Below are 10,973 nucleotides of genomic sequence, written 5' to 3'. Positions count from 1 at the left end.
TTAATCCCAGTGTGGCGCGATGCCTTTGGGGCTGGTCAGTCGATGGCCGCGATCCAGACCGGCGATCAACGCCATGTCGGCGTCGCTCAAGGTCATGGCGCAAGCTTTCAGGTTGCTGGCGAGGTTGGCGCGTTTGGTCGACGAAGGGATCACTGCGTAACCCAGTTGCATGGCCCAGGCCAGGGTGACGTGTGCCGGTGTCGCCTGAAGGCGATCGGCGATCTGCTGGATCACCGGGTCTTTCAGCACTTCGCCGTAAGCGAGCGTCATGTACGAGGTGATCTGGATGCCCTGGCTTTGCGCGAACTCGACGACCTTGCGGTTTTGCAGGTAGGGGTGCAATTCGATCTGGTTGGTCGCGATGTTTTCGGCCCCGACCGCGGCGATGGCCTGTTTCATCAGGTCGACGGTGAAGTTGGACACCCCGATCTGCCGGGTCAGGCCGAGTTTTTTGGCTTCGAGCAGGACGTCCATGAATTCTTCGACCGGCACCTGGTCTTCCGGGGACGGCCAGTGGATCAGGGTCAGGTCCAGGTAGTCGGTTTGCAGCTTTTGCAGGCTTTCTTTGAGGCTGTCGATCAGTCGATCCCTGGCAAAGTTGGCGACCCAGATCTTGCTGGTGATGAACAGCTCTTCACGGGCGATGCCGCTGGCGACGATGGCCTCGCCGACCTCGGCTTCGTTCTCGTAGATTTGCGCGGTATCGATGGCTCGATAGCCAAGCTCCAGGCCAGTGCTCACCGAATCGATGACCACCTGGCCTTGCAAGCGAAAAGTACCAAGACCGAATGCGGGAATAGACATCAATGACTCCAGGGTTGCAGTGGGAATGGGCACGAGTATCCGCGCCTGCATCCTTGAGAAAAACCGCTGGATCGGCAAAGCAATGTTTACCGCAAGTCATGAATCGAGTCGGCAGAAGGTTTTGTGGTGTTTGATCTGGCGCCTTCGCGAGCAGGCTCGCTCCCACATTGGATTTGCGTACACCACAGATCCCCTGTGGGAGCGAGCCTGCTCGCGAAGGCCGCGACTCGGTTTAAAGTCTTACACCCGAGCCTCAAGAATCATGCAGGTGGTCGACCCCGTCGCATACAACCGCCCATCCACGTCATAAATCCGCCCCTCGGCCAACGCCGTCGAGCGCCCCAGATGAACAATCTTGCCCTCGGCCCGCACCGGTCCGCTGGCATGGTTCAGCGCACGAACATAGCTGATTCGCAAATCCAGCGTCGTATAACCCTGACCCTTTTTCAGCTGCGTATGAATCGCACAGCCCATGCACGAATCCAGCAAGGTCGCGGCATAGCCGCCATGCACGCTGCCCAACGGGTTGTAATGCCGCGAATCCGGCGTGCCTTGAAAGATGAACATTCCGGCGGACCATTCGATCGGGATGAAGTCCATTAGCGCGCCGATCGGCGGCGAGGGCAGTTCACCGTCGCCGATGCCTTCGAAAAACTCGGCGGGTGACAGGGCGCTGACCTCGGCCATGGACAGACTGCCCGGGCCGGCGAGGCGGGCGCGCATGGCCTGTTCCTGGGCGATCCATTGGGCGAGCGTGGCTTCGCGGTTCGGGCTTTGCATGAGCATGTCCTCGGACGGGAATGGATATTATGGTTGTAATTCAGGCCAATATTATGTCCGAAATAAAAACTCCGCCAGCCCCGCGTGTCGTGTCCCTCAAGCAATATCGCTGTGGCTGAATTCCTCGCCCAGAAAGTCGATCAACGTCCGTACCGACGGCAGCAGCCCCCGGCGTGACGGGAAAATCGCGTGGACGATCCCGCACTTGGGGGCCCAGCCTGGCACCAGCTCCACCAGGCGTCCGGCAGCGATGTCATCGCGCACCACCACGCTGGGCAGGTGGGCGATGCCAATCCCCGCGAGCACCGCGTGACGCAATGCCAACAGGTCATCGGTGACCATTCGCGGCGTGTGTCGAATCAATGCGCTAGCGCCCTGCGCACCGAACAGTTCCCACTGATATTCACGCTGCGCCGCACCCCAGTGCAGACTCGGCAGACCGCTGAGGTCGGCCGGGGACGCGGGTGACGAAAGGCCTTTGCCAAAGGTCGGAGCGCCCACCAGGCACTGGGTGCTGTTGCCCAGTACCTTCATCACCATGTCGGTGTTTTCCAGCGGCGGAAAGCGCACCCGCAAAGCAATGTCGAAACCCTCATGGATCAGGTCGACCCGCCGGTTAGTGCTCTCGATGAACAACTCCACCAACGGGTACTTGAGCATGTAGCGGGTCAGCATCGGCCCGACCCAGGAATTGAGCAGGGCTGTGGGGCAACTGATGCGCACCAGCCCTTGGGGTTCGGAGCGATTGCGCTCTATCAGTTCGGCAGCGCTTTCCGCTTCCACGCGCATGGCCAGGCAACGCTGGTAATAGGCCTGGCCGATTTCTGTCAGTGAACAATGCCGGCTGGTGCGGTGCAGCAGGCGCACACCGAGGCGTTCTTCGAGTTCGGCAATGCGTCGGCTGAGCTTCGATTTGGGCATGTCCAGCGCCCGGCCTGCCGGGGCGAAACCGTGGTGTTCCACCACTTGGGTGAAGTAGTAGAGGGTGTTGAGGTCTTCCACTATCGTTCTCCCTATAGAACGCTAAGGCTGATTTTTGCAGTCTAGTGCATCAAAGGGTTCAGTTTTAAGCTTTGTCCATCGCGTCACTCACCCCATTCGGAGACACCATGAAAAACATCATCGGTATCTACACCAGCCCACGGACCCATTGGGTCGGCGATGGGTTTCCGGTTCGCACGCTGTTTTCCTACGACAACCTGGGCAAGCACATCAGCCCGTTTTTGCTGCTCGATCACGCCGGTCCCGCCGAATTCACCCCGACCACTGAGCGCCGTGGCGTTGGTCAGCATCCACACCGCGGTTTCGAAACCGTGACTATCGTTTATAAGGGCGAACTGGAGCACCGCGACTCCACCGGCAGCGGCGGCAAGATCGGCCCTGGCGACGTGCAATGGATGACCGCAGCGTCGGGGATTCTCCACGAAGAATTCCACTCCGAAGGGTTCGCCAAGCGCGGCGGCACCCTGGAAATGGTTCAGCTGTGGGTCAACCTGCCGGCCAAGGACAAAATGGCCGACGCCGGTTACCAGACGATTCTCGATGGCGACATCCCGAGCATCGCGCTCAAGGACCAGGCCGGCAGCCTGCGCTTGATTGCCGGTCAGTTCGACGGCCATAGCGGCCCGGCGCGGACGTTTACCCCGATTGACGTATGGGACCTGCGCCTCAATGGCGGCAAGTTGCTGACTCTGGACCTGCACGAAGGTCGTAACACGGCACTTGTAGTGTTGCGTGGCACTGTTCAGGTCAACGGTGTGGAACTGGTGCGCGAAGGGCAGTTGGCGTTGTTCGAACGCGATGGCCGGCAGATCAGCCTGGAAGCCAATAACGACGCCGTCGTGTTGTTGCTCAGTGGCGAGCCGATCGACGAGCCGATCGTCGGTCACGGTCCGTTCGTGATGAACACCGAGCAAGAGATTCACCAAGCCTTCGCCGACTTCCAGTCCGGCCGGTTTGGTCAGATGCACGGTTAACCCGTACAGGTTCAACAACCCGCTCTACACAGGATGCGTAGGCCGGTTCCCGGGCCAGGGATGGCTGTTGCCTGAAAGAAAGAGGAGACGCACATGAGTACCGTCAACGCGGCCAACTTCAATGGCCAGAAACCGACCATCGATCCCAACGACAGCGCGATGCTGTTGATCGACCACCAGAGCGGATTGTTCCAGATCGTCAAGGACATCGACGTGCCGCAACTGCGCGCCAACGCGATTGCCCTGGCCAAAGCCGCGACCCTGCTGAAGATGCCGGTGATCACCACCGCCTCCGTACCGCAAGGGCCGAACGGGCCGCTGATTCCAGAGATTCACGAGGCAGCACCGCACGCCCAATACGTGGCACGCAAAGGTGAAATCAACGCCTGGGACAATCAGGAATTCCATGCGGCAGTAAAAGCTACCGGCAAGAAAACCCTGGTGATCGCCGGCACCCTGACCAGCGTTTGCCTGGCGTTCCCGTCCATCGCGGCGGTGCATGAAGGCTACAAAGTGTTTGCGGTGGTCGACGCTAGCGGCAACCACTCGAAACTGGCCACTGATCTGACAATTGCCCGATTGACGCAAGCCGGGGTGGTGCCTATCGACATCATGGCTACGCTCTCTGAGCTGCAAGGCTCGTGGAACCGTCCAGACGCTGAGCAGTGGGCGGCGGTCTACGCCCAGGCCATGCCGCATTATCAATTGTTGATCGAGAGCTATCTGAAGGCTCAGCAAGTGGCGAACGAACACGAAGTGCTGGACTCCCAGCGCTAACCGGGTACCCCACGCCGACTTCCATTCGGCATCGATAAAAAGCGAGGATTACTCCCATGACTACCTCTTACAAACGTCTCGATAAGGATAACGCCGCCGTTCTGTTGGTCGATCACCAGGCGGGTCTGCTTTCTCTGGTGCGCGACATCGAGCCGGACCGTTTCAAGAACAACGTGCTGGCCCTGGCTGACCTGGCCAAGTACTTCAAGCTGCCGACCATCCTCACCACCAGTTTCGAAACCGGCCCCAACGGCCCGCTGGTCCCTGAGCTCAAGGCGCTGTTCCCGGACGCGCCGTACATCGCCCGTCCTGGCCAGATCAATGCCTGGGACAACGAAGACTTCGTCAAGGCGATCAAGGCCACCGGCAAGAAACAACTGATCATCGCTGGCGTGGTGACCGAAGTGTGCGTGGCCTTCCCGGCGCTGTCGGCCCTGGCGGAAGGCTTCGACGTGTTTGTGGTGACTGACGCTTCCGGCACCTTCAACGAGCTGACCCGTCAATCGGCCTGGGACCGCATGTCGGCCTCTGGCGCGCAACTGATGACCTGGTTCGGCCTGGCCTGTGAGCTGCATCGCGACTGGCGCAATGATGTGGAAGGCTTGGGTACTTTGTTCTCCAACCACATCCCGGACTACCGCAACCTGTTTACCAGCTACAACGCCCTGACCAACAGCAAGTAATGTTGGATTGATGAATAGAAAAGGGCCTCATTCGAGGCCCTTTTTTGTTTTTCAAAGCTATAACTCCACAAGGGAAATATGTGCGATCTTCCGTTCATTGGCCTTCGCTGGAGTTGCTTGATGCTGTCACTGCTCACCGATCACCCACTGCTCTGCGCCATGGTTTTGATCCTTATCGATCTTGGGCTGTGGCGCCTGCTCAGTGCCAATGGCAGCCACTGGAAACTGGCCATACGGCTGGTGATTTTCTCTTTGTTCAGTGTCCTGCTGTTCAACGAAGGCATGAACCCCATGGAGACGGCGCCCTGGCCCGACAATGTCCCGCTGCACCTGGCGGCCACCGGTTTGCAGATCGGCTGGTGGCTGTTCGGCGCACGAACCCTGACAGTGCTGATCGGCACGGTGATGATGCAACGGGTCGGGCACACCGGGCGCTTGCTGCAGGATCTGCTCGGCGCGGTGATTTTCCTGATTGCGATCATCGCCGCCCTGGCGTACGTACTCGATCTGCCGGTCAAGGGTGTGCTGGCAACGTCCGGGGCGTTGGCGATCATTGTCGGCCTGGCCTTGCAAAGTACCCTCAGCGACGTGTTCTCCGGGATCGTTCTGAACACCACCAAACCCTATCAACTGGATGACTGGATCTCCATCGACGGCACCGAAGGTCGAGTCACCGATATCGACTGGCGCGCGACGCGCCTGCAAACGGCCCAGGGCAGCATGGCGGTGATCCCCAACTCCCTGGCAGCCAAGGCCAAGATCATCAACTTCAGCCGGCCCAGTGACATTTTCGGCGTATCCATCAGCTTGCAACTGAGCCCGCACGCTCGTCCGCAAACGGTGATCGACGCCCTGGAACGGGCGATGCAAGGATGCCGCTATCTGTTGAACAAACCGGCACCGAGCGTAGCGTTGAAAGGCTCCAGCGCCACGGGTGTGGAATACGAAATCAGCGGTTTCGTGGTCTCCATGGATCAGAAGCGCATGGTCCGTAATCTGCTGTTCGACCTGGCGTTCCGGCACTTGCAGGCGTCGGGTGTCAGCTTGTTGTCGAGCGTCGAACCGAATGCACCTGCCAACCTGTCACGGCCACGGGCATTGCTGGACGCCTCGAACATTTTCTCGACCCTGCGTCAGGAGGAGAAAGAAACCTTCAGTCAGAACATGACACTGCAAACCTTCCGCGCCGGTGAAATGATCCTGCCGGCGGGGGAGGTCAGCGATCATTTGTTCATCATCGAATCCGGCGTCGTGTCCGTGGAGCTGAGCCGCGGTGGGGTCAAGTTCGAGTCCGGGCGCATGGGGCCGGGTGAGGTGATCGGCGAGGGCGGGATTTTGTCCGATACGGCGCTACCGGCGGACTTCAGTGCCAAGACGTTCTGCAGCTTGTACCGGATCGAGAGGGAATACCTCAAACCGTGTCTGGATGCGCGGCATGACATCAGTGAAGCGATGAAGGCGTTGCTGGATTTCCGCTTGAACAAGGCTCAGTCGCTGACTCAGGAAGCGCCTAAGGTTGTGGAGAAGAAGGGATTTTTGAAGTGGTTGCGTAGTCGGACATAGCGATGGGCGATGGCCGGTTCACCCTGGAATTCAGATCAGAAATCAACAGTCGCCGAAATCTTCGAAGTGCGCGGCGCACTTTCTTTTCGCAGCCCCAATGGCTTCCTCGATTTCTGAAATATTGGCTATTTGTAAGATGGACGCATGGGATTAACGTAGCCCCACACCCTTTGTGACTGGAGCCCACCATGCAACCGCGTATCGATTTCTACACTGCTTCCCCTGACGCACTGAAAGCCATGATCGCTCTGGAAACCGCTGTGTCGAAGCTGCCTCTGGAAAAGACGCTGATCGAACTGGTCAAGCTGCGCGCTTCCCAGATCAACGGCTGCGCCTTCTGCGTCGACATGCACACCGCCGATGCCCGCAAGGGTGGCGAAACCGAACGTCGGCTGTACGCGGTGTCGGTCTGGCGTGAAACGCCGTTCTTCACCCCGCGTGAACGCGCGGCGCTGGCCTGGACCGAATCCCTCACGCTGCTGAGCCAGACCCACGCTCCGGACGAAGATTACGAACTGGCTACTTCCGAGTTCAGTCCCAAGGAAATGGTCGACTTGACCGTGGCCATTACGACCATCAACGCCTGGAACCGCCTGGCGGTTGGCTTCCGCAAAATGCCTCAGGCCTGATTTTTTTGGAGCAACCCCAGGACTCAATGAGCATCCGCACTCGGCGCGGCCGGTGGTTGCACCCTGCGCATCAAGGGCACCATCGCCGTGGCGAGGATGAAGCAGACCATGATCATCAGGAAGGCGTCGCCGTAGGTTTGTGTCTGCGCTTCACGGTAGGTCAGCAGCCAGAGCTGATGCAGGCTGGCGGTGACGCCCGCGTCGCCGCTTTGGCCGAGGGCGGCGAAGTTGTTGCCGACCTGGGACAGCCACTGATTCAGTGCTTCGTTGGTGCTGTTGAGGTTTTCCGCCAACCGGGTGAAGTGCAGGTTGGTGCGGTCATTGAGAATGGTCGCGCACGCGGCAATACCAATGGCGCCACCCAGGTTTCGCATCAGGTTGAATAGTCCCGAAGCATGTTTGAGCCGCGCCGGTGCCAGCCCTCCCAAGGTCAACGTCACCGCCGGCGGCACCGCCAATTGCTGGGCAATCCCGCGCAAGGCTTGCGGCAACATCAATTCTTTAGCCCCCCAGTCATGGGTGATCGGGCTGAAATCCCACATCGACAACGCGAACAATCCCAGGCCGGTCATCATGATCCAGCGCAGATCAATGCGGTTGGCCAGAAAGGCGTACAGCGGAATCGCCATGATCTGGAACACCCCGGTGGAGAAAACCGCCAGACCAATGTCCAGTGCACCGTAGCCACGCACCCGGCCGAGAAACAGCGGCGTCAGGTAAATGGTGGCGAACAGGCCGATCCCGGTGACGAACGAAAAGAAACAGCCAAGGGCGAAGTTGCGATCTTTCAAGGCGCGCAGATCGACGACCGGGTTGGCGACGTGCAGGGTTCGACCGATGAACGCCAGGCCGGCCAGTCCGCTGATCCACGCCGTGGTCAGAATCGTGCTGTCGCTGAACCAGTTCCAGCGTGGGCCTTCTTCGAGGGTGTATTCCAGGCAACCGAGAAACAGCGCCATGAACACCATGCTCAAGTAGTCGGCACCTTTGAGCAGTGACAGTTCCGGTTGGTCGATTTTCACCAGCATCGGCACCGCCACCGCGACGAATATCCCCGGTACCAGGTTGATATAGAACAGCCAGTGCCAGGATGAAACGTCGGTAATCCAGCCACCGATGACCGGCCCCAGGGTCGGTGCCAACGATGCCACCGCGCCAATGGTTGCAGCAGCGATCACCCGTTGCTTGCCGGTGAAGAAAAAGAATGCGGTGGTGAACACCAGCGGGATCATCGAACCACCGAGAAACCCTTGGAGGGCGCGGAAGGCGATCATGCTCTGGATGTTCCAGGCTGCGCCGCAGAGCAGGCTGGCCAAGGTGAAGCCCACCGCCGAAGCGCAGAACAGCCAGCGTGTCGAGAACACTCGGGAGAGCCAGCCGGACAGCGGGATCACGATGATTTCGGCGATCAGGTAACTGGTTTGCACCCACGCCGTTTCGTCGGTGCCGGCCGAGAGCCCGCCGCCGATATCACGCAACGATGCCGAGACGATCTGAATATCCAGCAGCGCAATGAACATGCCGATGCACATGGTGGCGAAGGCGAAGACCTTGGTCGCCGTTGCCATGTCGGCGGCATTGAATGGTTGCGCGGGGGCGGCGAGGGCGCGGCTCATGGCGCGCTGGCTACGGCTGGCGTTTGAGGTTCCTTGCGCGTGTCCACTTCAGCGGTGACCGACAGGCCCGGACGCAGATGGCCCAGCACGCCATCGGCCGGATCAAGAACGATGCGCACCGGCACCCGCTGAACGATTTTGGTGAAGTTGCCGGTGGCGTTTTCCGGTGGCAGTACGCTGAACTGCGCGCCGCTGGCCGGCGCGAGGCTGTCCAGATGACCGTGGAATACCTGCCCCGAGAGCACGTCGGCATGAATGATCACCCGTTGCCCCGGCGTCATCCTCGCCAGTTGATCTTCCTTGAAGTTCGCGTCGACCCACAGCCCGCTGGCAGGTACCACCGACAGCAGTTGCGAACCGGCCTGGGCATACGCGCCGACTCGCGCCCGGCGATTGCCGATCACACCGTCTACCGGGGCTTTCAGTTCGGTGTAGCCCACATTCAATTGCGCCAAATCACGTTCGGCCCGGGCCTGCATCAGTGCAGCGCGGGCTTGCTGTTTCTGGGTTGCTATCACGTTCAGCTGACGCTGGGACGCTAGCAGTTCAGCCTGGGCCCGGGCACTGAGGGCCTGGGCGGTCTTGAAGGTGGCGTTGGCTCGTTGGGCGCTTTCCACCGAGACGGCGTTGCTGCCGACCAGTTTTTTGTAACGAGCATCGTCATCCCGGGAGCGGGCGGTTTCGGCGCCGGCTGCATCGATCCCGGCGCGGGCCTGGCCGATCACCGCGTGCTGCAATTCTTCGGTGGCATCGAGGTTGGCGAGCAGCGCTTCTTCGGCAGCCACCGCACCTTCGGCCTTGGCCAGGTTGGCGCGGTAGTCGCGGGAGTCGAGACGAATCAGCACATCGCCGGCCTTGACCTTCTGGTTGTCGTTCACCAGCACTTCTTCGATGTAACCCGCCACCTTCGGCCCGATCACCGTCACGTCGCCGCCGATGTAAGCGTCGTCGGTCTCTTCGATGAAACGGCCGGCGGTCCACCAGTGAGTTGCATACAGCCCGGCGAACACCAGGGCAGCAATGACCGCAGCGAGCAAGATCAACCGTTTGAGCAGAGGAGGCTTGGGTGTGCTCACCGGGACAGCAAGGTCGGTTTCAAGGCTGGGCATGCTGGTCATGGAGAAATACCTGTTGGAATCGGGTCTTTATTACGCGTGTAATATGACGCAGGTAATATTTTGTGGCAATTGATTTTTGTTGCCGGTCGTCAGGTGCGTGTTTGCAAGCTGGGAAGGTGGGAGATCGGTTTAATCGTGCAGGGCGTAAGAAACATCCGGAAAAAAGCGCATGGACACAGAATTTTGCTGCCTGTGCTAGCTTCAATAGCTGATTTGAAACGTACGCAAAACAGGAGTTTTGCTAAATGGCGGCTCAAATCGATCCACAAGGTATTCGAAAATCAAACTCGCAAGGAAGCTCCTCATGCCGCTATAACGGCCCATTTCCTCCCTGCCGGCCTATGACGCCTTTGGAAATCCCTTTCAGGTGAAAGTCTGCGTCGTACCGATGACTACAACGTTGGCCAAACAATGGCATGAAAAAGTTCAGCCTCTCGTCAATAGCCATTACTCACATGATGGGGCAACGAACAGGCGAGTTCGCGCTGACGTTGGATGGCGATGGCCAACGTATCTAAGATTTGTGGCGATCCATAACTACCTCACCCAAATGCCTGGTAATTCCTCCGAAAAAGGTAAGGCAATGTGCGTTATCGTTTCGAAAGGTGAGCAAGAGTTTCCGATTGGGATGCTATCCATCGTTCCGAAACTGCATTGCAATGTCGAGGGCGTGGAACGGCAGCGCGCGTTCACTTGGTACCTTTCCGATGCTCCGTCAGAAGCCTATGAGCAGTTTTTGGAGCAGCCAGTGGTCCGTGGTGTTGCCAAGGCATTGATTGATTGCACGATTCAGGCGGCCCTGGATGAGGGCGATGACGGGGAATTATTGCTGCGTGCAGATCCTAAAGGTGGCAGGAAACTCATCGAGTTCTACGGAACCAGTTGCAAGATGAGACGTCTTTTGCCCACCAACGGCTGCATCACGGCAGTATGGCGCAGGGGACGACCTGAAGAGTATTTCCACTTCAACGGAGCGGACGCACAGGCGTTTTCTGCTCTATATGATGCTCGGCGATAGGCGGTCTTG

Annotated in this window: 11 protein-coding genes; 6 read left to right on the top strand and 5 right to left on the bottom strand. The window is 59.2% G+C overall.

Going from position 1 to position 10,973, the window contains the following annotated elements; translation table 11 throughout:
• The 3 genes from dkgB to ACYZT5_RS15115 form a co-directional block, all read right to left on the bottom strand.
• Entirely contained in the window at positions 1-804 is an 804-nt protein-coding gene (dkgB, locus tag ACYZT5_RS15125) for a 2,5-didehydrogluconate reductase DkgB (protein WP_462051801.1), read from the bottom strand.
• A 240-nt stretch (positions 805-1,044) separates the two neighbouring features.
• Entirely contained in the window at positions 1,045-1,584 is a 540-nt protein-coding gene (locus tag ACYZT5_RS15120) for a PaaI family thioesterase (RefSeq protein WP_462051800.1), read from the bottom strand.
• 96 nt (positions 1,585-1,680) lie between these two features.
• Positions 1,681-2,586 carry a LysR substrate-binding domain-containing protein gene (locus ACYZT5_RS15115; RefSeq protein WP_462051799.1) on the bottom strand — a complete coding sequence of 302 codons (906 nt, stop codon included), beginning with the start codon at positions 2,584-2,586 and terminating at the stop codon, positions 1,681-1,683.
• A gap of 107 nt (positions 2,587-2,693) precedes the next feature.
• Between ACYZT5_RS15115 and ACYZT5_RS15110 the strand changes: the two genes are divergently transcribed.
• From ACYZT5_RS15110 to ACYZT5_RS15090, 5 genes are all read left to right on the top strand, one after another.
• Positions 2,694-3,560, top strand: a complete 867-nt coding sequence (locus ACYZT5_RS15110) for a pirin family protein (protein ID WP_462051798.1) — start codon at positions 2,694-2,696, stop codon at positions 3,558-3,560.
• Between the two features lie 93 nt (positions 3,561-3,653).
• Positions 3,654-4,337: an isochorismatase family protein gene (locus tag ACYZT5_RS15105; protein WP_462051797.1), complete on the top strand. Its 684-nt coding sequence runs from the start codon at positions 3,654-3,656 to the stop codon at positions 4,335-4,337.
• 56 nt (positions 4,338-4,393) lie between these two features.
• Positions 4,394-5,020, top strand: coding sequence for an isochorismate family cysteine hydrolase YcaC (gene ycaC / locus ACYZT5_RS15100; RefSeq protein ID WP_348128206.1), 627 nt, complete (start codon positions 4,394-4,396; stop codon positions 5,018-5,020).
• A gap of 120 nt (positions 5,021-5,140) precedes the next feature.
• Complete coding sequence (locus ACYZT5_RS15095; protein ID WP_462051796.1) at positions 5,141-6,583, top strand: mechanosensitive ion channel domain-containing protein; 1,443 nt, start codon at positions 5,141-5,143, stop codon at positions 6,581-6,583.
• Between the two features lie 188 nt (positions 6,584-6,771).
• Entirely contained in the window at positions 6,772-7,212 is a 441-nt protein-coding gene (locus ACYZT5_RS15090; protein ID WP_462051795.1) for a carboxymuconolactone decarboxylase family protein, read from the top strand.
• Positions 7,213-7,235: 23 nt separating this feature from the next.
• On the opposite strand, the gene ACYZT5_RS15085 is transcribed toward ACYZT5_RS15090, so the two are convergent.
• Positions 7,236-8,828, bottom strand: a complete 1,593-nt coding sequence (locus ACYZT5_RS15085; protein WP_462051794.1) for a DHA2 family efflux MFS transporter permease subunit — start codon at positions 8,826-8,828, stop codon at positions 7,236-7,238.
• Complete coding sequence (locus ACYZT5_RS15080) at positions 8,825-9,946, bottom strand: HlyD family secretion protein (protein WP_462051793.1); 1,122 nt, start codon at positions 9,944-9,946, stop codon at positions 8,825-8,827. The genes ACYZT5_RS15085 and ACYZT5_RS15080 overlap by 4 nt, the downstream gene beginning before the upstream one ends.
• 400 nt (positions 9,947-10,346) lie before the next feature.
• On the opposite strand from ACYZT5_RS15080, the gene ACYZT5_RS15075 reads away from it, so the two are divergent.
• Positions 10,347-10,964 (top strand): hypothetical protein, encoded by a 618-nt coding sequence (locus ACYZT5_RS15075; protein WP_462051792.1) that lies wholly within the window; start codon positions 10,347-10,349, stop codon positions 10,962-10,964.
• Positions 10,965-10,973: the final 9 nt, after the last annotated feature.

The sequence above is a fragment of the Pseudomonas sp. LB3P14 genome (assembly GCF_054898045.1).
This window is presented reverse-complemented; position numbering and strand designations above follow the sequence as displayed.